The organism is Saccharothrix luteola (assembly GCF_020859565.1).
In the GTDB taxonomy this organism is placed as follows: domain Bacteria; phylum Actinomycetota; class Actinomycetes; order Mycobacteriales; family Pseudonocardiaceae; genus Actinosynnema; species Actinosynnema luteola.
Map to the genome: position 1 here is coordinate 1 of NZ_JAJHUO010000002.1, position 24,737 is coordinate 24,737.

The window sequence follows — 24,737 nt, forward strand, 5'->3', positions numbered from 1 at the left end:
GGAGAACCCGACGCCCTCCAGCCCGGCCTCGGTGCGGATCTCGGCGAACAGCACCGCGACCTCGGTCATCGGCCGCTGCCTGCCGGTGAACACCTTGGCGTCGCTGATCGGGGTCGGCAGGGGCAGCGTCACCGACGACAACGTCACCGAGCTGATCCGGTCCAGCACCGAGGTGGGTGTGGTGGTCGACATGAGGCTCCTGGGGTGGGCTGCGGCTGGTTCGGTGGATTCCGAGGTCGGGAACGAGTCTGGGCGTGGGATGCGCGGATGTGCGGTCAGCGTTCAGATGTTGCCGGTGATCGTGTCTTTGATGGCGAGTGCGGCCGCGGCGCGTGCCCATTCGTCGAAGTCGAACGGTTGGACGTCGAGATCGATCAGGGTCGGGTCGTCTTCGTAGGTGTTCTTGATTCCGTTGTGAACGTGCTCGGTGGCGATCTCGTAGAGGGGAAGGCCGTCGCCGGTGAGCAGGATCTTGTCGGGGTCGAGGAAGTTGGCCGTGTGGCCGATGAGGACGCCGAGTGCATAGCCCGCTTCGGCGAAGATCCGGTTGGCGTCGGGATCGCCTGCTCGCGTGCGTTCGACTGCGTCGTTGTAGGTGGTGCAGTTCTGGAGTTGACGGAGTATGACGTGGCTCATCAGGTAGCGGGAGGCGCAGCCCCGGTGGCCATAACCGCACCGCGGTCCTCTTGGGTCGACGAGGAGGTGGGCGAATCTGCGGGGCAGGCCGTGTGCGCCTCGGACGAGTTTGCCGTCGATGATCAGGCCGGTGCCGACGCCCGCGCCGTCGGTGATCGGCACCATCGAGTCCACACCCGCGCCGATGGTCGGCGGTGAGTTTCACACCCAGGAAGCGGTGCGCCTCACCGCGGAGGTGCAGCATTTCCGAGGGGCGTCCGGTGGGGGAGCGCAGTTCGGTGCCACCCTCGACCAGTAGTCCTTCATCTACCAGCGTTCTGGCGGCGCGGGTGAGGGTGGGCCGGGACAGGCGTAGGCGGGGTGCGATCTCAGCCCGAGGCATGGGCCCGTGGATCAGTACCTCCAGCAGCACGTCACGTGCGACTTCGGTCAAGTCCGGCCACCTCGGTGTGGCAAGAGTGCGGGTTGGTGGCGTCACGGTGCGACCGCATCTCCAGTAGTCATCCCGGTTGGTGCCTGATGACGTGCGGGCTTCCGTGGTGACTCGAGCACCGCGTGACCTGTCGATTCAGACCTGGATGTGGTCGGCTTCGACGACCTGGCGCTCGTGCAGTGGTCCCGTCGTTGCCGCCGGGTGGCCACTCCTGACGGGACGTCCGACGGTGGGAACCGCGATTCCGGATCTCGGTGCCGCGGGTCCGTTGACGGGCGCCGTCGCCGTCGTGCGGAGCGCCGGCGCTGAGGGCGCGGCCGCGGATCAGCGTTGCCGGGCACGGGCTCGACGATGAGGGCGCACGAGATCCTCCTTCGGGTCGCGGGGGGGGGGGGGGGGGCGCGGCGGGGGGGGGGGGCGGGCTCCGTTGGCTCCTACTTGGGGGGGGGGGGGGCCACGACCGCGTTGGCGATTCAGGGATGGAGCGACGACCCTCGCCTTCGACGTCGAGATCGCGATGCCGCCTGCGCCGGATGACGCTGGCCCATGTCAGGTGGGAGCCCGGTGGTGATGAGTGTGTCGTCTACCTGAAGTTGGGCAGTTCGTCGCGGGTGATGACGTAGCTGCTGGCGTAGACCTTCTGGAGGTGGGCGATCGAGTTGTGCTGGGTCAGGAAGTGGGAGTTCCAGGTCATGAACCACAGCCATCGGGTGTTGGTGGACTGCAGGCGGTCGGGGTCGGGGATGGGGCCGTTCTCGTGCAGCGCGACCGGGACCTGTGAGCCGACGGCGTTGCGCGCGGCGTTGTACATGGCGTTCTGGGGGTCGTAGTTGCCGCTGCCGGCGTAGGTGTCGGCGCCGCCGATGTCGACGTAGGGCCTGCCGGGGTAGAAGGCGCTGTTGGGGCTGCCGTTGGTGCCGAACATCCAGATCAGGTTGTTCAGGCCCTTGGTGCGGGTCAGGTAGTCGTACATGTAGCGCCAGAGCCGGACGTACTGGGCGCCGCCTTCCTTGCTCCACCAGAACCAGGTGCCGCCGGCCTCGTGGAAGGGCCGCCAGATCACCGCGGCGCCGATGTCCTCCAGCCGCTGGAGGTTCGCGGCGGCGGCGTCCATGCGCTGGCGGAAGGAGTTGTTCTCGGCCGTGCCGGGGGTGAGCACGGCGCTGATGGACACGGCCATCTGGCTGCCCTCGTAGGTGTCGGGCTTCGTGGGTGCGCCCATGTGGTAGGCGACCTCGGGGATGCCGCCGGAGTTCCACCAGGTGGTGGCGCGGCCGACGTAGTCGGTGGTGGCCTGGTCCATGCCCCGCAGCGCGGGTAGCTTGCCGGTGTTGCGCTGGATGTGGTTCATCTCGTACTCGGGGCCACCGTTCCAGGTGGACTCCTCCTGGCCGGCGAGGATGTGGTTGCCGTACTGCGAGTGCAGGTAGCACAGGACTTTGCGCACCGCGGTGTTGGAGCCGGGGTTCACCGGGCTGACCGAGCACGTCGGGTCGGGCCCCGGACCGGGACCGGTGCCGGCGCGCCACTGCTGGTTGGTCTGGCCGTTGCAGGTCCAGGTGTTGACCAGGGTGCCGTTGGCCGTCGCTGCCCCGGCCACGTCCAGGCAGAGCCCGGACTGGACCGCGGTCACCGAACCGTTGGCGTTGAGCCGGAACTTCTGGTTGGGCTGGCCGGTGCAGTCCCAGATCAGCAGCCGCGCGCCTGCGGTGGTGGAGCCGTTCTCCACGTCGAGGCAGCGGGTGCCGCCGAAGGTGCGCAGGTCACCGGACGAGGTGAAGTCCCAGGACTGGTTGGCTTGGCCGTTGCAGTCCCAGATGGCCACCGCCGATCCGGGCGTGGTGCTGTTGCCCACGACGTCCAGGCACCTGTTGGACGCCACGCTGATCAGCGGGGCCGGTGCCGCGACCGCCGGCACCGCGCTCAACGCGGCCAGGCCGGGTACCACCAGGACGATCGCCAGCAGCGTCCGCCCTGTTCTTCCCTTGGGGCGCATCGGATCTCCTTTGATCCATGGTGACCGGATACCGCCAGGCACCGGTAGTCGGCAGACGAGATGAAGGTGCCGCGCAGGGACGGCTGACGGCACCGGGTGCGGATCCGGTCACGACGAAGGACTGGCGCGGCCGACCGGCCACGCTGCCTTCCGGGGTCTCGACCGGCGAAGTCCTTGCGGGACGGCCGTAGGCCGTGCGCCGGACCAGACTCGGGGGAGTGTTCCATCGGAAGGTAACGCAGCGGACCGGTCCGGAACAAGAGGTTACGCTCAACTTGAAACTAACTGCTGGCGGCGACCGTGCCAGGGGCGAAACGGTCGAACGGCAGCTGTCGACTGCCACCGTCACGCCGACGGGCAGGAGGGTGCCCGCCTGCACCGGGCCGCCCACCAGGGCAGCCGGTAGCAGGTGCATCGTTCTCTGCGTCGACTCGCGTCGGTGGGAGCCGGTCGTTCTCCTCTGGTTGTCTTCGGTGGTGGCTCGGCCGGTGGGGGATCAGTGGAGTCAGGTCTTGGTCCAGCGCTGGGCGGCGCCTCCGTTGCAGTCCCAGATCACGGTCTTGGTGCCGTTGGCGGTGCCGGCGGCGTCGAGGCACTTGGCCGATCTGACCGCGCGCACCGAGCCGTCGGTGTCGACGGTGAACCGTTGGTTGGCGCCTCTGTTGCAGTCCCAGATGGCGACTGCGGTGCCGTTGGCGGTGCCGCCACCGACGACGTCGAGGCACTTGGTGTTGCCGTAGAGGCGCAGCTCGCCTGCGGTGGTGGCGGTGAACCGCTGGTTGGGCTGCCCGTTGCAGTCCCAGATCTCGGCGAGTGCGCCGTTGACCTGCGAGGCGCCGGTGATGTCGAGGCACCGGTTCGATCCGTCGCCGCGCAGGGAGAAGCTCGTCGAGGGGTTGCCGCCACCGCCGCTGACGATGTACATGGCCGCGCCGTGTGCCGGGACGGAGGCGCTGATCGTGCCGCTGCTGGTGCCCGTGGTGTGCGCCCACAGGTCGCGCACCGAGTAGCTGCTCGCCGAGCCGAGGCCGATCTGGGACGCCGTGGTGGAGACGGTGGCGGCGCTGCTGCCGCGGTTGAGCAGGACGACCGCGACGGAGCCGTTGGCCATGGGCTTGGTCCAGACCTCGGTGTAACCGTTGTCCACGATCCGGTTGCCTTGACGGCCGCCCCAATCCTGGTTTACCCCGATGACCTCGGTGTTGGTCAGGGTCGCCCTGGTCGCGGCGCTCATCGTGCGCAGGTCGTTGCCGGCCAGCAGCGGCGCGTTCATCAAGGCCCAGAGGCTGAAGTGAGCGCGGGACTCGGTGTCGGTCAGACCGTGGCCGACCTCCAGCATGTCGGGGTCGTTCCAGGCTCCGGGGCGGGAGGCGCCGGCGTAGCGGGGCTGGGAGTCCAGGATCCCCATGACCGAGTTCCAGTTGCCCTCGATGTCACCGGTGGTGCGCCAGGAGTTTCCGGTCTCGGCGCCCCACTCGATGACGTTGTCGTTGCCCCAGTTGCAGATCGCGTAGAAGATCTGCCGGCCGGTGCGGGCCAGCGCGTCCCGCATGGCGGTGTAGCGGTCCTGGGCGGTGCGACCCAGGTGGTTGCCGCAGTTGTCGTACTTGAGGTAGTCGATGCCCCACGACGCCCACAGGTTCGCGTCGCGCTGCTCGTTGCCCAGACTGGCCGGGTACCCGGCGCAGGTGGTGAGCCCGGCCGAGGAGTAGATGCCCAGCTTGAGGCCCTTGCCGTGGACGTAGTCCGCCAGCGCCTTCATGCCGCCGGGGAACTTGCTGCGTGAGGCCACCAGGTTGCCGCTGCTGTCGCGGGACATCTCCGACCAGCAGTCGTCGATGTTCACGTACGTGTACCCGGCTGCGGCCATACCGCTGCTGACCATCACGTCGGCGGTTTGACGAACCAGGCCCTCGGTGACGTCGCAGCCGAAGCTGTTCCAGTTGTTCCACCCCAACTGCGGGGTGCGACCGAGGCCGTTCTCCAACGCCTGCGCCGGACTGGCCGATGCCAGCACGACAGGCACGACGGCGGCGGCGAGCACCGCCGCCACCACAGCGCGCAGCAGTTTCTTCACGGGATCTCCTTGTCGGCTCCGACAGTGCCGTGACAGCGGTCCGAGCCGGTGCGCCACGGGACCCGCGCAAACGCACGGAACGCCGCCCGAGGGCGCGGGGTGGGGCCGGCCCGGGGGGGGGGGGGGGGCCCCGCCGCCCCCCCCCCCCCCCCCCCCCCCCCCCGCCAGAGGGCTCGGAGTGAGGTAAGCGCAACGTCACGAAGAGGTCGCAGTGCGTTGAAAGTTGTTCGAACTTGGCACACCGGCTTCAAGGGTGTCAACGAACCGCACGGTTCGTGCGATCCGAGCGGGCATTGCGATCAAGCAGTCGATCTCGACTCAACCGTTCTCGCTCAAGGTGATCGCACCCGTCGACGTCGCCTTGGCGGACGGTCTGCAAGGAGGGGCGCGGTGATCGACGTGTTCGGAACCGAACACGCCTGTGTTCGATCATGGCTGCGGGGCGGGCTACCGGTCGAGGGGAGATAGTTGAGAGTTCAGTTGATTTCAGACTGGTACTAACCCCTTGTTTCGGCCGGAAGTGTTGCGATACGTTGCGCAAGTACCACGCCGGACAGCCGAGAGTCGCTGTACGACCGGTCATCGCCGTGCACGGAGTCGGACGCGGTCGCTCCTCGTCCGACTCCGGCTCCACTCCACCCACCGTGTCGACGACGACACGCGCACCCTGGAGGCTCACGTGGAGATCAACCGTCGCAAAGTCCTGGAGTTGGGGGCGACCGGAATCGGAGTGGCCGGCTTGTCCGTGTTGGGTGTGAGCGCGCTGGGTGTGCCCGCAGCCGTCGCCGCGCCCGCGGGTCCCGCCACCGAGACCCTGCTGTTGACCGGTTCCGACGCGGACAACACGGTCCCCTGGGACTTCCAGGTGACCGAAGGGCGCAACGCCGGGGTGTGGCGCACGATCCCGACACCGTCGAACTGGGAGTGCCACGGGTTCGGCACCTACCAGTGGGGCTGGAACCTCCGCCCCAACGAGAAAGGGCTCTACCGGCGTCGTTTCACCCCGTCCTCGACGTGGTCGGGCAGGCGGATCTTCGTGGTGTTCGAGGGCTCGATGACCGACACCGAGGTGCGGATCAACGGCACCCTGGCGGGTCCGGTCCACCAGGGCGGCTTCTACCGGTTCCGCTACGACGTCACGTCGTTGGTGCGTTTGGGGCAGGAGAACCTGCTGGAAGTGACGGTCAGCCGGGACTCGACGAACAACTCGGTCAACGACGCCGAGCGCCGCGGCGACTACTGGAACTTCAGCGGCATCTACCGGCCGGTCTCGTTGCAGGCGTTCCCCGCCTCGCGGATCGACCGGGTCGCGATCGACGCCAGGCACACCGGCGCGTTCCGGATGGACGTGCACCTGGCGGGGTTGAGCGCGGCCGGCAGGGTGGTCGGGCAGCTCCGGCAACTCGACGGCACCGCGGTCGGCGGCCCGTTCTCGGTGGCGGTCTCGTCGGGTGCGACGGCGGCGACGCTGACCACGTCGGTGCCCTCACCCCAGGCGTGGACCGCGGAGACGCCAAACCTGTACCTGGTCGACGTGCAACTCACCACCAGCGGCGGCACGCCCCTGCACGGGACGACCGAGCGGTTCGGGTTCCGCACCATCGAAGTGCGCGCCGGTGACGGCGTGTACGTCAACGGGTCGAAGGTCATCCTCAAGGGCACGAACCGGCACACGTTCTGGCCGACCCTGGGACGCGCGTCCAGCCCGCGCATGGCCCGGATGGACATCCTCCTGATGAAGGAGATGAACAACAACGCCGTGCGGATGTCGCACTACCCGCCGGACACGTTCTTCCTGGACCTGTGCGACGAGCTGGGCCTGTACGTGATCGACGAGTTGGCCGGCTGGCAGAAGCGCTACGACGAGAACGTGGGCGCCCCACTGGTGGCCTCGATGGTCACGCGGGACGTCAACCACCCGTCCATCATCATGTGGGCCAACGGCAACGAGGGCGGCTGGAACACCGCGCTGGACGACGACTACGCCCGCTACGACCCGCAGCGACGCCCGGTGATCCACCCGTGGGCCACGTTCGGCGGTCTGAACACCGACCACTACGAGACCTACGACAGCACCCGGAACATCCTCAACGGCTCGGCGATCCACCTGCCGACCGAGTTCCTGCACGCGTTGTACGACGGCGGGGCCGGAGCCGGCCTGAACGACTACTGGGCGCTGCTGGGCGCAGGCACGCGGCGAGCGGGTGGTTTCATCTGGGCGTTCGTGGACGAAGGGCTCCGCCGTGATGACCGGGGCGGCGCGATCGACACCACCGGCAACTCCGGCCCCGACGGCATCCTCGGACCGTTCCGCGAGAAGGAAGCCTCCTTCTACACCATCCGCGACATCTGGTCGCCGGTCCAGCTCGCCAACCCCGGCTACTACACCACCACGTTCCCCACAGGCTTCGACGGCCGGGTCAACGTCGTCAACCGCTACGACCACACCAACCTGCAGGGCTGCCGGTTCAGCTGGCAGCTGCTCAGGCAGGCCGCACCGGGCACGTCGAGCACCGCGCCGACCGTGATCGCGCAGGGTGCCGTCGCCGGTCCGAACACCGCGCCCGGAGCCACCGGCTCGGTCGCCCTCGGTCTACCCGGCACGTGGGCCGACGCCGACACGTTGCGAATCGACGTCCTGGACCCCACCGGCCGCACGATCGGCACCTGGAGCTGGCGGATCAAGAAGGCGGTCGACTTCGCGCGCCGCATCGTGGTCCCGACCTCAGGCACCACGTCCGTCACGGAGGACAGCACCAGCGTGACCATGACCGCGAACGGCGCGGCGATCACCATCTCCAAGTCGTCCGGCAGGCTGTCCCGCGTCAACCGCAACGGGACGACCGTGTCGCTCACCAACGGCCCGGTCATGGCGGTGGGCTCGGCGGCTCTCACCGGCATCTCGCACTTCCGCGACGGCACCGGCCACGTCGTGCAGGCCACGTACAGCGGGGACCTGAACCAGGTGCGCTGGCGCCTGGACTCCAACGGGTGGCTGCGCCTGGAGTACCGCTACACCCGCACCGGGCCGCACGACTTCCTCGGCGTGAACCTCGACTACCCCGAGAACCGGGTGCTGGGCATGACGTGGCTGGGTGACGGGCCTTACCGGGTGTGGAAGAACCGGATGCGAGGCGTGCACCACGGCGTGTGGACCAAGGACTACAACCGCACCGCCACCGGCGCGAGCGCCTGGCAGTACCCGGAGTTCAAGGGCTACCACGCCAACACCTACTGGGCCGCCCTGCGCACCACCGAAGGCACCATCACCCTGGTGTCCGAGCAGGAGAACCTGTTCCTGCGCCTGTTCACCCCCGACGTCGGCGCCAGCCCGATGAGCGCCACCGCGCCGTTCCCCGGTGGTGGGATCTCCCTGCTCGACGCCATCCCGGCGATCGGCAACAAGTTCCACACGGCCGACACCCTCGGCCCGGAAGGACAACGGACCACGGCCACCGGCCAGTACAACCGGACCGTCCACTTCCGCTTCACCGCCTGACCCCGGCGCACCGGCCGGTCGGCAGGAACGCCACCACGCCTCTGCCGACCAGGCTGCTACTCGAAGCCCCCTGTCGCTCGTCTTCACCCCTTCGCATTGATCAAAGGAGATCGAATGCGCACCCTACGACGCACGGGCAGAGCCCTGCTCGCCCTTGCGCTTTCCCTACCGGCGCTCACCCTCGTCGCAGGTCCGGCCACCGCCGCGCCCGCTCCGCTGGTCGGCGTGGCCTCGAACCGCTGCCTGGACGTGGTCGGTGCGTCGAACGCCGACGGCGCCCTGGTGGACATCTGGGACTGCAACGGCCAGTCGAACCAGGGCTGGGAGTTCACCGCAGCCGGTGAGCTGCGCGTCTTCTCCGGCGGCCGGTGCCTGAACGTGCCGAACGGCTCCACCGCGCCCGGTACCCGTCTGGCGATCTGGGCCTGCACCGGCGGCGCGAACCAGAAGTTCCGGCTGAACTCCAACGGCAGCATCACCGCCACCCAGTCCGGCCTGTGCCTGGACGTGGCCAACCAGGCCACCGCCAACGGCACCGCGGTCACCCTCTGGAACTGCAACGGCCAGACCAACCAGCAGTGGCGCACCGGCACGGGCCCCGGGCCGAGCCCGACCTGCTCGGTGAACCCGGTCAACCCGAACGCCACCGCGCAGGCCCGCAAGCTGCTGTGCTACGTCTACTCGCAGTACGGCAACCACATCCTGTCGGGTCAGCAGGAGTCGACCTGGATCGGCGGCCCGGACTACGAGATCAACCACATCCGGAACAACACGGGCAAGTACCCGGCGATCCGGGCGTTGGACTACGGCGACTCCAAGGACTACGCCTCGCGCGCCATCGCCTGGTGGAACGCGGGCGGCATCCCCATGGTCGGCTACCACATGGGCGCCCCCACGCATCCCGACACCTACGAGGGCACCCAGCAGACGGTGTCCATCAACGCGGTCCTGACGCCGGGCACGGCCCAGTACAACTCGTTCATCCAGCGGCTCGACGGCGCGGCGGCCTCGTTGCAGCAGTTGGAGAACGCGGGCGCGGCGGTGATCTGGCGGCCGTTCCACGAGGCGGGCGGCACGTGGTTCTGGTGGAGCAAGGAGGGTGGCGCGCAGTACAACCGGCTGTGGCGCTTCATGTACAACTACTTCACCAACACCAAGGGTCTGAACAACCTGGTCTGGTTGCACGGCTACAACGGCCAGCCGCAGGCGTCGTTCTACCCCGGCAAGTCGGTGGTCGACATCGGCGGCGCGGACACCTACGCGGGCAACGGCAACTACGACCCGCTCAACGCGATGTACAACTCGGTGCGCAACATCGTCGGTTCGACCATTCCGATCGCGCTGCACGAGAACGGCCCCATCCCGGACCCGGACCGGCTCCAGTCCACCGGCACGCGGTGGGTGCTGTTCGGCACCTGGCACGGCAACCACCTGACCCAGGGCAACTCGATCAGCCACCTGCAGAAGGTCTACAACCACAGCTACGTCGTCACCAGGGACGAACTGCCCAACCTGAAGTAGCCCGCGACCGGCTGGTGTCGCCCGCCATCCCGACGGGCGACACCGGCCGGTTGTGCAACTCGTCGGCTCTGATCCGCCGTAGCACGGCCCGATGGACGTTGCTCCTTGGCCGTCCGTCGAAGGGAAACGAATGTCGCGAAAGATGTCGAAGCTCGTCGTCCTCGCAGTGCTGCTGCTGGCCGGATGTGGCGCGCCCACCGCGGGCCCGGCCTCGACCTACACCTCGGTGCCGGACAAGCCCTCCTCCCCGGTGGAGCTGAACGTGCTGGACGTCGCCGGGAACCTGCAGTTGACGCAAGGCATGATCGACGAGTTCGTCACCGCGCACACGGACGTGGTCAGCGAGGTGAACTACTCCAAGGCGACCGCGCCGGACATGCCGGGCAAGCTCAAGGCCGAGCAGAGCGCGGGCCGGTCGCAGACCCACTTGGTGCTGACCGGGACGGACGGGCTGGCGGCGGTGATCGGCCAAGGACTGGCCGCTCCGTTGTTGCCCGACCACGAGGCGAAATTCGCCGGGTTGAAGGACAACTACCTGCCGCCCGCCGCAGCGATGCAGGACCTGTCGCAAGGGCAGGGGATCGTCGTGACCTACTACCCGGCGGGACCGCTGCTGGAGTACGACGCGGCGAAGGTGCCGAACCCGCCCAAATCCGCCCACGAGTTGCTGGCGTGGGCCAAGGCCAACCCCGGGAAGTTCCAGTACGCCGTGCCGGCGAACTCCGGTCCCGGCCGCACGTTCCTGATGGGCCTGCCCTACGTCCTGGGCGACTCCGACCCGAAGGACCCGGAGAACGGCTGGGCGAAGACCTGGGCGTACTTGGCGGAACTGGGCCAGTACGTGGACTACTACCCGTCCGGCACGACCGAGACGATGAAGAACCTGGCCGACGGCAGCGCGAACCTGGTGGCCACCACCACGGGCTGGGACATCAACCCGCGGGTGCTGGGCACCGTGCCCGAGAGCGCGAGGGTCACCACGCTGGCCGGTTTCCACTGGGTGACCGACGCGCACTACGCGGTCGTGCCCAAGGGTGTGTCGCAGGACGTCATGGCGGCGAACCTGGCGCTGGTCAAGTGGATGCTGGATCCGAAGCAGCAGGCCAAGGCTTACGACAAGGGCTACTTCTACCCCGGGCCGGCGGTCAAGGGCGTCACGCTCGACATGGCACCCCAGGAATCGCGTGACGCGATCGGGAAGTTCGGCCGCCCGGAGTACGACGCGCTGATCGAGAACCACCCGAAGGAGACGTCGTTGCCCGCGGAGGCGCAGGTGAAGGCGTTCCAGAAGTGGGAGCGCGAGATCGGCAGCGGGAAGACGGGCAAATGAGCGACCGGTTCAGCGAACTCGTCATCGACGGCGTCCGGAGGGTCTTCGGAGATCAGGTCGCGCTGCGCGGGATGGACCTGACCATCAAGGGCGGCGAGTTCGTGGCGCTGCTCGGCCCGTCGGGATGCGGCAAGTCGACCGCGTTGAACTGCCTGGCGGGTCTGCTGCCGCTGTCCGGCGGGCGGATCTTGGTCGACGGCGAGCGGATCGACCAGCTGCCGCCGGAGAGGCGCGGGTTCGGCATGGTGTTCCAGAACTACGCGCTGTTCCCGCACCTGAGCGTGCGCCGCAACATCGCGTTCGGGCTGGCCATGCGCAAGGTCGCCAAGGCGGAGCAGACGCGGCGCGTGGACGAGGCACTGCGCCTGGTCCAGTTGACCGCGCACGCGGACAAGCACCCCGGCCGGCTCTCCGGCGGCCAGCAGCAGCGCGTGGCCATCGCGCGCGCCGTCGTGCTGGAGCCACCACTGGTGCTGATGGACGAGCCGCTGTCCAACCTGGACGCGTCGCTGCGGTTGGAGATGCGCTCGGAGATCCGTCGCCTGCACCAGTCGCTCGGGCTGACCACCGTCTACGTCACGCACGACCAGGAGGAGGCGCTGGCGCTGGCCGACCGGCTCGTGGTGATGCGCGACGGCGAGGTGCAGCAGGTCGGCACCCCTCAGGAGGTCTACGCGCAACCGGTCAACCGTCACGTGGCCGGGTTCATGGGCTACCGCAACCTGCTGCCCGCCTCCGTGACCGGGGTGGATGGCGAGCACGTCACCGTCACCGCCGACGGGGTGGCGCTGACCGGCGTCAACCGGGACGGGCTGACCTCGGGCGAGGCGGTGGTGGCCGTGCGACCCGAAGACTTCGCCGTTGTTGCGCCGTCGGCGTCCACCCAGGTCAACGAGGTGGAGGCCGAGGTGGAGATCGTCGAGTACCACGGCCGTGAGCAGGCCGTGGAAGCCCGGCTGCCCGGAGGCCGAGCGGTGCACGTGCGCACGAACGACCGGCTCGCGCCCGGTGACGCGGTACGGTTGCGGGTGCCGGTCGAGCGGGTCCTGGTGTTCGCCTCATGAGCACTGTCGCCCTGCGCCACCGGCTGGCCGAGCGCGGCGTGGACCGGGTACTGCTGCTGCTCGTGCCCGGCACGGTGTTCATCGCGCTGCTGTTCTTGTACCCGTTCCTGTACGGCCTGCAACTATCCTTTCAGCCGGCCGTCGGCGGGCCGCTGGCCAACTACGAGCGGTTCTTCACCGACGCCTACCTCCGCGACACGATCTGGATCACGCTGCGACTCGGGCTGCCCGCAGCTCTGATCAACGTCCTGGCGTCGATCCCGATCGCCTACCGGATGCGCGGGCGGTTCCGGGGCAAGCGGCTCATCACGACGATCCTGGTCGTTCCCATCACCCTGGGCACGGTGCTCACCGCCGAAGGCCTGATCGAGTACTTGAGCCCGGTGGGGTGGTTCAACAAGGTCCTGCTGGGCTTGGGGCTGGCCGACGAGCCGGTGCGCCTGGTGCACAACTACTGGGGCGTGCTGTTCTCGCTGATCATCACCGGCTTCCCGTTCGCGTTCCTGCTCACCCTGTCCTACCTGTCCGGTATCGACCCGTCGTTGGAGCGCGCGGCGGCGACCCTGGGTGCGTCCCCACGGCAGCGGTTCCGACACGTCGTCATGCCGCTGCTCGCGCCCGGGCTGGCGGTGACGTTCTGCCTGTCGTTCGTGCTCGCGTTCTCGGTCTTCCCGTCCGCCATCATGGTTGGTGAACCGCAGGGCGAGACGCACGTCATCTCCATCGCCGCCTACAACTCCGCGTTCCGCGACTTCGACTACCCGATGGGCTCCGCCATCGCGATGATCATGGCAGTGGTGATGCTGCTGGTCATCGGCCTGGTGCTGCTCTGGCGGACCACCCTGTACCGAGGCTCGACAGGGGGCAAGGGATGAGGCCCGCAGCGTGGCTGACCTGGGGTGTTCTGGCGTTCTTCCTGCTCAACCTGCTCGGCGTGGTCGGCGCGGTGCTGGTGAACTCGTTCAGCACGCAGTGGTTCGGCACCTGGTGGCCCACCGGCCTCACCACCGCCTGGTACGCCGAGGCGTGGCGTGAGTACGACCTGTTCGACGTGCTGCTGGTGACGCTCCAAGTCTCGGTGGCCGTGGTCGTGATCTCAGTGCTGGTCGGCGTACCCACCGCCTACGCCCTGGCCAGGCGGAACTTCCCCGGCAAGAAGCTGCTCAGTCTGCTGTTCCTGCTGCCCATCCTGATGCCGCCGATGACCTACGGCATCCCGTTGGCCACGGTGCTCTACAAGTTCCAGCTGGCCGGGAGCATGACCGGCGTCATCGTGGCCAACCTGGTGCCGTCCGTGCCGTTCGTGGTGCTCACGATGACGCCGTTCATCGAGCAGATCGACACCAGGATCGAGTCCGCAGCCCGTATGTGCGGCGCTCGCACCACGGCCGTGTTCACCAAGGTCCTGGCGCCACTGCTGGTTCCCGGCATCCTGGCCGCGTCCATCCTGGTCCTGGTCCGGACCGTCGGCATGTTCGAGCTGACGTTCCTCACCGCCGGACCCGACAGCGAAACTCTGGTCGTTTCGCTGTTCTACTCCGTCTCGGCGGCCGGTATCCGCGCACAGCAGACGGTGGACGCGATGGCCGTCATCTACACCGCGTCCATGCTCCTCTTGCTGGTCATCGCCCTGCGGTTCGTCAACCCGACCCAACTGGTGACCAGGCTCGAAGAGCACGAGTGACGACCTTCCGCGGCACAACGCGACGCCGGGTAGCACGGAGCATGATCACCGCACGTTCTTCCCTGGCACTCGACACGCCAACACCCACCTGAGGAGATCAACGATGAACTCTTCCGTCCCCCACCGACCGACGGGCGTCCGGATCACCCGCAGAACGGCGCTGGCCGCGGCTGGTGCCGCGATAGCCGGAGGCACGCTCGGCGCGGGCGTTTCGCGCGCCGACGCGACCATCGGCGTCAACCCCGGCGTCAACTACGGCATCTGGGAGGGCTGGGGAACGTCGTTGGCATGGTGGGCCAACGTGTTCGGCGATCGGGACGACTTCGCCGACTTGTTCTTCACCACGAAGACGGTGACGTACAACGGTGCGGCGCTGCCGGGTCTGGGCCTGAACATCGCCCGGTACAACCTCGGCGCGTCCAGCTGGAACGCGGTGGGGTCGGCGCGCATGGTCGCTTCGCCCAACATCCCGCGGTTCAAGCAGGTCGAGGGCTTCTGGCAGGACTGGAACAACGAGGACCCGGCGTCGTCGGCGTGGAACTGGAACGTCGACGCCAAGCAGCGCGCCGCCCTGGTCAAGGCGACGCAGCGGGGTGCGATGAGCGAGCTGTTCGCGAACTCGCCGATGTGGTGGATGTGCAACAACCACAACCCCTCCGGCGCGGCGAACGCCGGTAACAACCTCCAGCCGTGGAACCACCGCCAGCACGCCCTGCACCTGGCCGCCACCGCACGTCGGGCGCGTGACCACTGGGGCGTGAACTTCCGCACCGTCGACCCGTTCAACGAGCCGTCCTCGCCGTACTGGCACGCCAACGGCACGCAGGAGGGTTGCGGCATCGACGCGACCACCCAGCGCAGCGTGCTGTCCCACATGCGGGCCGAGCTAAACCGGCAGGGCGTTGGCGGCATCGGGATCGCCGCGTCGGACGAGACCAGCTACGACCTCGCCCGCACCACCTGGAACAGCTTCGACTCCACCACCAAGGACCTGGTGAGGCAGGTCAACGTGCACGGCTACCAGGGCACCGGCGGCCGTCGTGACCTGCTGGGCAACGACGTCCGCGCGTCGGGCAAGGTCCTGTGGAACACCGAGCACGGCGACGGCGACGGCTCCGGCCTGCAGACGGCCCGGTGCCTGCTGCTGGACTTCCGCTGGCTGCACCCCACGGCCTGGTGCTACTGGCAGGTCATGGACCCGACCGCCGGCTGGGGACTTGTCCGCTACGACGGCGGAACGCTGCGAGCGGGCGCGGTGGAGACGAAGTTCCACGTCCTGGCCCAGTTCACCCGGCACATCCGACCCGGCATGCGCATCCTGGACACCGGCAGCGAACTGGCTGTCGCCGCCTACGACTCCACCGCGCGCCGGCTGGTCATCGTGGCCGCCAACACCGGAGCCGCGCAGACCCTGACCTTCGATCTGTCCCGGTTCGGCCAGGTCACCGGCGCGACGGGCGGCCTGGTGCCCCGCTGGTCCACCATCCCTGCAGGCGGCGACCGCTACACCCCGCGCCAGGACACCCGGCTCGACGGCAAACTCCTGCGAGTGCCGTTCAGCGCCGGCCAGGTGCAGACCTTCCAGATCGACGGCGTGGTGGTGTGACGGGTTCGATGGCCGCCCACTGCCTGCAGACAAGCTCAGGGCCCGGTGAGTGACGAGCGGCGGTAGGGCATCGGCCGTCGCCATCGGTGGCTCAGAACATCCCGTTATCGTTGAAGGCCGGTCGCAACGTACGCCGCGGTCGGCCTCGTCCTGCTGGATCCAGTTCCGCAACGCCTCGTGATGCACGCCCAGCTGCTCGGCCAGGCGCCGGATCACCGGCTTGGGGTCGGACTCCCGGTACAACCGGACCGTGCGGGCCTCAACTCGTCGGGGTACTTCTTCGGTGGTGCCACGGATGACTCCCTTCAGCTCCTATCGGACCATGTCCGGAAAGCCCACCGAGTTGGCGGGGGAACCGCCTGGTCCGGGAGCACTCGCGCCGCACGCCTGCCGCCGGACTGGCCGCCCGCCGCGCTCCCAACCGCTACGGCGCGTCGGTGGCCGAGGAAGGCCGCGATCATCGAACGAGACTGACCTGTTGGTGTGCCTGATCGTGGCCCGTCCCGTCCTGTCCGCCGCCTGGTCCTGGCCTCGCCCGGCTGGGCCAATCGGGCAGGCAAGCGGAGCGGCAAGCACCGCGTGTTCACGTAGGCGCCGGTCGGGCGGCTCCACCACCGATCGGCTCGCCGACCCCGACATCCAGACCTACGACAACCCCGACACCGCGGTCGGTTGCCGCTTCGACCCCGCCACCCGACCTCCCTGCCAGAACGACACCGTGCAGGACGCGCACACGGGACCGGGCCCGGCCGACTGCCATCCACGCTGCGTCAACCGCTTCTGCGCGGGCGGGGTTTTCCGGGTGGTCGGCACGAGCCGCGACACCTCGCGAATTGTCTCCGGTGACGGCGTGACGTTCCTGGACCTGGACGTGACCAGCGACGAGTCGGTCACCAGCGTGGTCGGGCAGGTGATCGCACGTTTCGGGCGGCTCGACGTGCTGGTCAACAACGCCGGCGTCGGCACCGACGTCGTCGCCGAGGAGGTTTCCGTCGCCCAGGCACAGAGGATCTTTGACGTGAACGTTTTCGGCCTGATGCGCATGACGAGGGCGGTTCTGCCGCACATGCGTACCCAGGGCAGCGGCCGGATCATCAACGTGTCGTCGGTCGGGGGCGTCCCGATCCCGTTCATGGCCGTCCAGCCCGGTCCGATCAACACCCCGTTCGACGCCAACCTGGTGCGGGCCGACACCCCGCTACCGGTCTACGCGCACCGGCGGCGGGTGTTCGAGGACGTGATGACGGAGGAGATGCGCGGCGGTGACGATCCCGCCGTCGTCGCCAGGGTGATCGTCGCGGCGGCCACCGACCCGAACCGAAGCTGCGCCACCTGGCCGGCTCGACTGCCGGCCGTGTCGCCGTGCTGCGGCGCGTCGTCCCCGCCCGGATGTTCGACAAGAGCATCCGTAAACTCAATCGGATGAATGGATGAGCGGCTGACCGTGCGCCGGCAGACACTTCCCGGTACGGCCGGGTCCACATGGGAGAGACAGGTCATGAAGGCATTTATCGTCGATCGCTACGGGCGCGGCGGCACTCTTCGGGCCGACGAGATGCCGGAGCCCGAGGTGGGCGAGCACGACGTACTGGTCCAGGTCCACGCCGCGGGCGTCAACCCCCTGGATTCCAGGATCAGGAACGGGGAGTACAAGCTCATCCTGCCCTACCGACCGCCGTTCATTCTGGGTAACGATGTGGCCGGTGTCGTGGTTCGGGTCGGGGCTCGGGTGCGGACGTTCGCGCCCGGTGACGAGGTCTACGCGCGGCCGGACAAGGACCGGATCGGCACCTTCGCGGAGTTCATCGCCGTCAACGAGGACGACTTGGCGCCGAAGCCACAGCGGCTCACGATGGAGGAGACGGCCGCGATTCCGCTGGTCGGCTTGACCGCATGGCAGGCGTTGGTCGAGATCGCCGAGCTGCGGAAGGGGCAGAAGGTCTTGATCCACGCCGGCGCCGGCGGCGTGGGGACGTTCGCGATCCAGTTGGCGAAACATCTCGGCGCCGATGTGGCCACGACGACCAGCGCGGCCAACATCGATCTGGTCCGCCGCCTCGGCGCGGACGTCGTGATCGACTACCGGGCCGACGACTTCGAAACCGTTCTGCACGACTACGACGTGGTGTTGAACAGCCTGGACAACGAGACGCTCAAGAAGTCTCTTCGCGTGCTGAAGCCCGGCGGAAAGCTCATCTCGATCTCCGGCCCACCGGATCCCGCCTTCGCGAGGGAACTCGGCAAGCCGTGGACTTTGGGGCCGCTGATGCGTGTGTTGAGTCACCGGATCAGGAAAGCGGCCAAACGTCGCCAGATCACCTATTCTTTCCTCTTCATGCGGGCAAGCGGGGACCAACTCCGCGAGATCACCTCTCTCATCGACACGGGGATCATCAAGCCGGTCATGGACCGGGTCTTCCCCTTCGAATCGACCAACGAGGCCATGGCCTACGTCGACAAGGGACGCGCGAAGGGCAAGGTCGTCGTCAAGGTGAAATAACGCCACACGCACGTCCGACGTTCGCCTACTTCCGGCTGGCGCCCGAGCACCCGTATCCGGCGCAGTTCGACGACGCCGAGACGGCCTACCGGTGGCTGCTCGCCCAGGGCTACGAACCGCACAACATCGGCAGCACCGGCCGCTCCATCGGCTGCACCCTCGCGGTCATGCTGCCGCTGCGCCTGCTTGCCAAGGGCCAGGCGACACCCGGCGCGATCGTCAGCATCTCGCCGTGGACCGACCTCACCATCACCAACCCGGCGGCGGACAAGAACGAGGGACACGACAAGATGCTCAGCCGCGACACCCTCGAGCTGTTCCGGGGTGCGTGGCTGCAGGACCCGCCGTCGACTTCACCGACCCGCGATCAGCGTCGCCAACGCCGACCTGACCGGCCTGCCGCCCACGCGCGTCCACTACGGCGAGTGCGAGACCCTCGCCGGAGACGGCGCCGAATTCGGGCGGCGGCTCGCGGACTTCGAAGTCGCCTCCGAGGTCCACCAGGTCGAGCAGGTCCTGGTGGTCGGGGTGCGGGTCGGGCGGCGGGATCGTGACCGGTGCGGGGTGTGCTCGCGGCGGTGTCCGCGCTATGACGCCGGCCGGGGGCGACGGCGGTGGCGTGCGCTGGATCTGGGGACCGTGCGGGCTTTCGTGGAGGCGGACGCGCCGCGGGTGCGGTTCCGCGAGCACGGGGTCGTGGTGGCCGCGGTGCCCTGGGCCCGGCATGGTGCCGGGCACACCCGCGCTTTCGACGACACCGTGGCGTGGTTGGCGACCGCGACGTCGCGGACCGCGGTCCGGCAGTTGATGCGGAAACCGTTCGCGCAGAATCGTCCAGGGTCTGGGTGGTCGAGTGCCGCACACCGGTCACCCGCTCGATCACCTCGGCGACCCGCGCCAGGGTCCACAGGTCAGTCGGATACCCATTGGCCTCGGGCCTTCGGCCGGCTTCGTCTCCACTTCGGCGAGTCGGCCGGGGGGGGGCGGCGGGGGGCCCCCCCCCCCCCGGCGCCCCCCCCCCCCCCCCCCCCCCCCCCCCCCCCCGCCCCGCCACCGGCCAGTCAGTCCCGGTGCCACCGCGACGCGGTCTGCGCGGCCCGAGGATCGTGGAGGCTTCGACACGCCCCAGTTATCCCGCTCTGCACACCCGCAACGACTCACCCTGTTGCCGAAAGATCTTTAAGTTCCGGTAGTAGTACACGTGCTTCACCCGTCCGTGATGCGGGTCGGGGTGACTGCCGGTACAAAGTCGTGTGGTCGAGTAGCGCGCCGCACGATGGTCTGTGAGGAGTCCACCATGATCTCACCCGCGGGCTCCGGCGACCCGGCCGACCTACCCGCGCGAGGACCGCGAGCGAGTACCGACGACATGACCAGGTGGGCCGAGCGCACGTTCTTCCTGGTGCTGGGGGTGGTGGTCGTGGCGGTGTTCCTCGTCGTCCTCACCACCTTCCTGCCCACTCCGGTGAACGTGGTCGGCGCCGCTCTGTCGTCGTTCTCCGCGCACCTCTTCGTGGTCTCCCTGCTCCTGGTCGCGGGGACCGGGTGGCTGTGGTGGCGCCGACGGACCTGGGGCCGGCGGGTGCTGGCAGCGTTGGCCGTCTTGTCACTGGCAGGTGTCACCGTGATCGGCGGGCGACAGCTGACCGTGGCCCGTCACGAGCACGTCGACCTCGACGTGACAGCGCTGCTCGACCTTCCCGGTGGGATCGACCCACCCGACGAGGACGTCGTCTACCTGCGCTTCGAGGAACAAGACCTACCGCTGTCGGTGTGGCGACCGGCCAACGGCGGCAGTGCCGGAGCGCCGGTCATCGTCATGGTGCACGGTGGGGGTTTCATCTCGGGCTCCCGGCTGGAAGGCACCCCGCCCACGCACGCACGGTGGTTCGCCGACCGCGGGTACCTCGTCGTCAGCGTCGACTACGCGCTCTCCACCGACCAGCGCCACCTGTGGGATGTCACCGAGGGTCAGATCGGCTGCGCGTTGGCGTGGACCGGGGCCAACGCGCGGCGCTACGGCGGCGACACCACGCGGTTGACGATGATCGGCGACTCCGCCGGCGGCAACCTGGCGCTCCAAGCCGCCTACAAGGGCAATGCCGGCAAGCTCGCCTCCGGTTGCGGCGGCGAGTTCCCGCGCGTCAGGGCTGTCAGCGCGCTCTACCCGGCCAACGACATGGAACAGCTCTACACCAACGAGGCGTCCAGGATCTTCGCCGAGCAGTACATCGGCGGAAGCCCTCAGCAGTACCCCGAGCGATACGCCGCCACCACGCCGGCGAACCACATCGGCCCTCGGACACCGCCCACCCTTCTCGCCATGGGGACGTCCGACTACATCGTGCCGCCCGACGGCACTCGCCGGTTGTACGAACGGCTCCAGCGCGGCGACATTCCCAGCCATCTGCTCGAAATCCCGTACGGTCAGCACGTCTTCGACGCCGCACCCGGCGCGGTGGCCACCCAGGTGTGGCACCAGACCACCCTGCGCTGGTTCACGGATCACGCGGCGTGAGAGAACCAGGCGACACCTCGTGGTCGTTGAACGTGCGCTGACCGGGGAGGTGAAGATCGCTCTGGTGATCTCGGGACGGCCTGGGGACACGCGGCTGCCCAGCGTGTCGTGGACGGCGCCGTCGGGAAGTTCGCCGGTGACGTAGGCGAAAGCCCAGTGGTGGCGCACCTTCGACGGGGCCGGTCACGGCCACCTGGTAGACCAGGTCGTGAACACGGAGTGTCGGCCGCTCGCGGAACGGCGCACCGGCGTCGCCGAGCCTGCCGACCACTGGCTGTCCACCTGCCGCCCGACACCCGGCTGCGCGGACCTGTCGAGCTCGTCGTGAATCGATGGCGCAGAGCACGACTGCCGCCGAACATCGGCTCGGCCTCAGTCGGCCTCCTGGGCGCGGGAGACGTCGTGTTGAGCCGAAGTGTTCGGTTGCCTACATGTTGGCGTAGCGGACGCGCGGGGCGTGAAAGTAGCCGCGAACGATGTGCGGCTGGCGTTGGCGGCGGTGCAGGAAGCGGCGGGTCTCGTGGGCGAGCCGGTCGAGGTTGTGGGCGAGGCCACACCGTTACCGCGCTCGTGCGCTCCGTCGTACCAGGGGTGGACCGCGGGTCGGCGATCCGGCATCCGGCGGGCAACTGGGCCTGCGTCACGTGCTGCGCAGGGAGAACGTGGAACTCGAGCGGGCCAACGAGATCCTCACGAACGCGTCCGACACGCAATCAGACCCGCACCTCCGTTGTCGGTCAGGATTGGGGCGGAGGGCCGAGCAGCCAGTTGCCCGCAACCTCGGGGTCGTCGCTGAAGTAGTAGTCGTGGATGGCGGCGACCATCTCACCGCGGGTGACGTGCCCGTCGTCGTCGGTGTCGACTTTGTCGAAGGCCGTGTCGGCATCGTGCTCGCTGAGCCCGAACGCGGAGACGAACCACGCCCGGTATTCCTGTCGGTCCAGTTTGCCGTCGCCGTCGTGGTCGGCCATGGCGGTCAGCGCGTCGATGACCGGCGTGTACGCCGCGTCGAACGCACCCGGTTGCGCCAAGACCAGTTCGGTGAACGCCCTCCCGTACTCCTCCGGAGTGATGCGACCGTTCCGATCGAAATCGGCGATACGCGCCATCTGCTGCCACAGGTCCAAGCACAGATCACGCATCCGGCGGCGCTGCGGCGAATCCTCGGCATGACCGAAGGCCTCACCCAGCCGATCCGCACCCTTGACGAAGTCGGCTTCCTCCAAAAAGCCGTTCCCGTCACGGTCCCAGGTAGCGAAACGTCGGGCGAGCTTGAGATCCAGGAAATCAGACATGTGTCCAGTGTGCTCCGCCGGGCAGGTCGTTCCTACGCCCGAGCCCGTACTTGCCCCGGACGAGTGACACCGTCGGGCGTTCGCCGATATTGATCTTCCATCGTCCGGCAGTGAACCTCGCTGATCGCACGCAAATCCACCGACAAGGGCGTCCACATTCGACCCGTTAGCCCGATAGTGCGGATGCGATGCTGCGCAGTTTCTGGCACGTTTCCTCGTATTCTCGTTCCGGGTCGGACGAGCTGACGATCCCGGCGCCCGCCCGCAGCCACCGGCGGCCGCCTTCTTCGAAAAGGGAACGCAGGACGAGTCCGGCGTCCAGTCCGCCGTCCTGGGTGGCCGTGAGGACCGCGCCCGCGTACAGACCGCGCGGTTCGGGTTCGGTCCGGGAGATGTACTCGCAGGCCGCGGCCTTGGGAATGCCGGAGCCGGTGACCGCCGGGAAGACGGCTTCGAGGGCGTCCCAGGACGACCGGTCCGCGCCGAGTTCGCCGCGGACCCGGGATCCGAGATGTTGTACCGTGCCGCGCGGCTTCACCGTCATCAGGTCCGTGACCGTCACCGTTCCCGGTGTGCAGACCCGGCGCAGTTCGTCATACGCCACTTTGGCCGAGACGATGTGCTCGTAGACCTCCTTGGGGTCGTCGAGGAGTTCCGCGCACAAGCGACGATCCTCCTCCCGCCCGCGCCCGAACGGTCGGGTTCCGGCCAGCGGCTGGGTCGACACCGTCCCGTCGCGATCGGCTTCCAGGATCGTCTCCGGGCAGAAGCCCAGGGCGCGGCGCCCGCCGAGGTCGAGGAGGAACGACCGGGCCGGGGTGTTGTCCGCCCGGCCGCGGAGGTAGGTGCGGAGCAGGTCCACCTCGACGTCCACCGGAACGCTGCGCGATAGCACGACCTTCCGGAACGAGCCGCGGTCGATCTCCCGCACGGCGGAGGCTACAGCCTGCCGATACCACTCGCCGGTGTGATCGAGGTCGACGGTCCTCGGCCGGGGCGGCGACTCGGGGGCCGCGCCGACCAGCACGGCACGGATGCGGTCGCGCAGTCGGGCGTCGGCGTGGACGACCGTGGTGCCGCTGCTGTCGAACCGGACCTCGGCCCGGGGCACGACCAGGTGGCCGAGGTCGCCTGGGCCGGCCAGGTCGCGCCGGCCGTTGATCAGGTGCGCCACCTCGAAGGTGAGCCAGCCGTACACCGTCCAGTCCGGGATCGGCAGCTCGGCGAGCGTCTCGCCCAGGCACGCCAGCGGTCGTGACCGCCACGGCCTGCTGGACTCGTCGCCCCCGTGCCGCACGCGGATGCGGTCGGCGTCCAGGGTCACGGTCGCCTGACTGCCTCCCGCCACGGTCCAGGTGCCGGCGCGCTCGTAGACCACGTACGAGTCGAAGATCCCTGTCCGGACCAGCGCCACCGCGGCGGACGCCGGCGTGCCGGCCACCCCTGCCGGCACGGTCAGACCGGCCCGGGGACGGATGCGCCTGCTCCGGCGGGCACGCGCCGCGCGGGCCAGTTCGGTGAGCACCTCGACCGTCGCCGGCCAGCCCATGCACGCGTCGGTGACGCTCCGGCCGCGGACGAGCGGGACACCGGCAGCGACGTCCTGGCGCCCGGCCAGCAGGAAGCTCTCCAGCATCACGCCGCGGATCGCGGTGTTCCCCGCCCCCACCTGTCGACCGATCCCCTCGGCAACGGCCCGCTGGAGTTCGTGGTCCTTCGCGCAGTTGTCGTGACTGGCGTCGACGAGCAGCCGTCCGGGCAGACCGGCGGCGTGGAGCAGCCGCAGCGCGCCCCGAACCGCCGACGGGTGGTGGTTCGGTCCGCTCGACCCGCCGCGCAGCACGAGATGGCAGTCCGGGTTGCCGGCGGTTCTGGTGACCGCGGCCGAACCGTCCGGCGCAAGGGTCAGCAACGCCTGCTCCCGCTCGGCTACCCGGATCGCGCTCACCGCCACGTCGATCGCGCCATCGGTTCGATTCTTCATCCCGATGGGCATGGCCAACGCGCCTGCCATGGACCGATGGGTCGGGTCCTCGACGGTCCGGGCGCCGATGCAGCCCCACGAGACGAGATCTTCGAAATACGCCGGACCGAACACCGTGAGCCATTCGACGGCCACCGGAAGACCCAAGCCCGTGATGTCCGCGAGTATCGACCTGGCGAGCCGAATCCCTCGTTCAGGATCGGGTGGACCCAGCAGGTCCGGGGCGTGCGCCAAACCTGGCCAGCCGAACGACGTGCGCGGCTTCTCGACATAGGCGCGCATGACAACGAACACATCATCCGACAGATCCTCGGCGACCCCCTTGAGCCGCTCGGCATACTCCAGCGTGCTGTCCCGGTCGTTCAGGGAACACGGGCCGACGACGACCAGCAGGCGATCATCCGCCCTGTTCAGGATCCTCCGGACGGCAGACCTCCCCTGAAGGCTGGTCACCGCCGCGGCGGCGGACCCGGGCACCGCTCGACGCAGCTCCTCCGGACTGGTCACCCGCTCGCGCACGGCACGAGCGCTGCCACCCGGCACCTCGGACGTCGCCATGCGACACGGCCCTCGCTCCCGGTTCTCGACACTCGA

At 68.7% G+C, this 24,737-nt stretch carries 16 protein-coding genes and 3 pseudogenes; 12 read left to right on the top strand and 7 right to left on the bottom strand.

Annotated elements, in window-relative coordinates:
* The 4 genes and pseudogenes from LNK82_RS01870 to LNK82_RS01890 all read right to left on the bottom strand — a co-directional run.
* Positions 1-192, bottom strand: a pseudogene (locus LNK82_RS01870) (L-talarate/galactarate dehydratase); the annotation flags it as partial.
* 90 nt (positions 193-282) lie between these two features.
* The gene (locus LNK82_RS01875; RefSeq protein ID WP_230565140.1) at positions 283-801 is read right to left on the bottom strand and encodes an ROK family protein; all 519 of its coding nucleotides are present in this window, start codon (positions 799-801) and stop codon (positions 283-285) included.
* A gap of 851 nt (positions 802-1,652) precedes the next feature.
* Complete coding sequence (locus LNK82_RS01885) at positions 1,653-3,065, bottom strand: glycosyl hydrolase (RefSeq protein ID WP_230565141.1); 1,413 nt, start codon at positions 3,063-3,065, stop codon at positions 1,653-1,655.
* Between the two features lie 505 nt (positions 3,066-3,570).
* On the bottom strand, positions 3,571-5,142 hold the full coding sequence (locus tag LNK82_RS01890) for an RICIN domain-containing protein (RefSeq protein ID WP_230565142.1): 1,572 nt from the start codon (positions 5,140-5,142) through the stop codon (positions 3,571-3,573).
* Between the two features lie 679 nt (positions 5,143-5,821).
* Here LNK82_RS01890 and LNK82_RS01895 point away from each other — a divergent pair.
* The 7 genes from LNK82_RS01895 (at position 5,822) to LNK82_RS01925 (ending at position 15,846) form a co-directional block, all read left to right on the top strand.
* A complete protein-coding gene (locus tag LNK82_RS01895; protein WP_230565143.1) occupies positions 5,822-8,641 on the top strand; it encodes a glycoside hydrolase family 2 protein in 2,820 nt (939 codons plus the stop codon).
* A 114-nt stretch (positions 8,642-8,755) separates the two neighbouring features.
* The gene (locus LNK82_RS01900; protein WP_230565144.1) at positions 8,756-10,162 is read left to right on the top strand and encodes a glycosyl hydrolase; all 1,407 of its coding nucleotides are present in this window, start codon (positions 8,756-8,758) and stop codon (positions 10,160-10,162) included.
* 130 nt (positions 10,163-10,292) lie between these two features.
* Complete coding sequence (locus LNK82_RS01905) at positions 10,293-11,492, top strand: extracellular solute-binding protein (protein ID WP_230565145.1); 1,200 nt, start codon at positions 10,293-10,295, stop codon at positions 11,490-11,492.
* On the top strand, positions 11,489-12,556 hold the full coding sequence (locus tag LNK82_RS01910; protein ID WP_230565146.1) for an ABC transporter ATP-binding protein: 1,068 nt from the start codon (positions 11,489-11,491) through the stop codon (positions 12,554-12,556). Before LNK82_RS01905 ends, LNK82_RS01910 begins: the two co-directional genes overlap by 4 nt.
* Positions 12,553-13,431 carry an ABC transporter permease gene (locus LNK82_RS01915; protein WP_230565147.1) on the top strand — a complete coding sequence of 293 codons (879 nt, stop codon included), beginning with the start codon at positions 12,553-12,555 and terminating at the stop codon, positions 13,429-13,431. Before LNK82_RS01910 ends, LNK82_RS01915 begins: the two co-directional genes overlap by 4 nt.
* Positions 13,428-14,240: an ABC transporter permease gene (locus LNK82_RS01920; RefSeq protein ID WP_230565148.1), complete on the top strand. Its 813-nt coding sequence runs from the start codon at positions 13,428-13,430 to the stop codon at positions 14,238-14,240. The genes LNK82_RS01915 and LNK82_RS01920 overlap by 4 nt, the downstream gene beginning before the upstream one ends.
* Before the next feature lie 103 nt (positions 14,241-14,343).
* Positions 14,344-15,846 (top strand): glycoside hydrolase, encoded by a 1,503-nt coding sequence (locus LNK82_RS01925; protein WP_230565149.1) that lies wholly within the window; start codon positions 14,344-14,346, stop codon positions 15,844-15,846.
* A gap of 129 nt (positions 15,847-15,975) precedes the next feature.
* Here LNK82_RS01925 and LNK82_RS48200 read toward each other — a convergent pair.
* Positions 15,976-16,089: pseudogene (locus LNK82_RS48200) on the bottom strand (transposase); the annotation flags it as partial.
* Positions 16,090-16,327: 238 nt separating this feature from the next.
* On the opposite strand from LNK82_RS48200, the gene LNK82_RS01930 reads away from it, so the two are divergent.
* The 5 genes and pseudogenes from LNK82_RS01930 to LNK82_RS01950 all read left to right on the top strand — a co-directional run bounded on the left by LNK82_RS01930 (position 16,328) and on the right by LNK82_RS01950 (position 20,864).
* The gene (locus LNK82_RS01930; protein WP_230565429.1) at positions 16,328-17,272 is read left to right on the top strand and encodes an SDR family NAD(P)-dependent oxidoreductase; all 945 of its coding nucleotides are present in this window, start codon (positions 16,328-16,330) and stop codon (positions 17,270-17,272) included.
* Complete coding sequence (locus tag LNK82_RS01935) at positions 17,273-18,346, top strand: NADP-dependent oxidoreductase (protein WP_230565150.1); 1,074 nt, start codon at positions 17,273-17,275, stop codon at positions 18,344-18,346.
* A gap of 35 nt (positions 18,347-18,381) precedes the next feature.
* Positions 18,382-18,900, top strand: coding sequence for an alpha/beta hydrolase fold domain-containing protein (locus tag LNK82_RS01940; protein ID WP_230565430.1), 519 nt, complete (start codon positions 18,382-18,384; stop codon positions 18,898-18,900).
* Positions 18,839-19,159: pseudogene (locus LNK82_RS01945) on the top strand (transposase family protein); the annotation flags it as partial. The gene LNK82_RS01940 and the pseudogene LNK82_RS01945, both read left to right, overlap by 62 nt.
* A gap of 484 nt (positions 19,160-19,643) precedes the next feature.
* Positions 19,644-20,864 carry an alpha/beta hydrolase gene (locus LNK82_RS01950; RefSeq protein ID WP_230565151.1) on the top strand — a complete coding sequence of 407 codons (1,221 nt, stop codon included), beginning with the start codon at positions 19,644-19,646 and terminating at the stop codon, positions 20,862-20,864.
* A 737-nt stretch (positions 20,865-21,601) separates the two neighbouring features.
* Here the strand turns inward: LNK82_RS01950 and LNK82_RS01955 are convergent.
* Positions 21,602-22,159, bottom strand: a complete 558-nt coding sequence (locus LNK82_RS01955) for an EF-hand domain-containing protein (protein ID WP_230565152.1) — start codon at positions 22,157-22,159, stop codon at positions 21,602-21,604.
* A gap of 166 nt (positions 22,160-22,325) precedes the next feature.
* A complete protein-coding gene (locus LNK82_RS01960) occupies positions 22,326-24,701 on the bottom strand; it encodes a salicylate synthase (protein ID WP_230565153.1) in 2,376 nt (791 codons plus the stop codon).
* Positions 24,702-24,737: the final 36 nt, after the last annotated feature.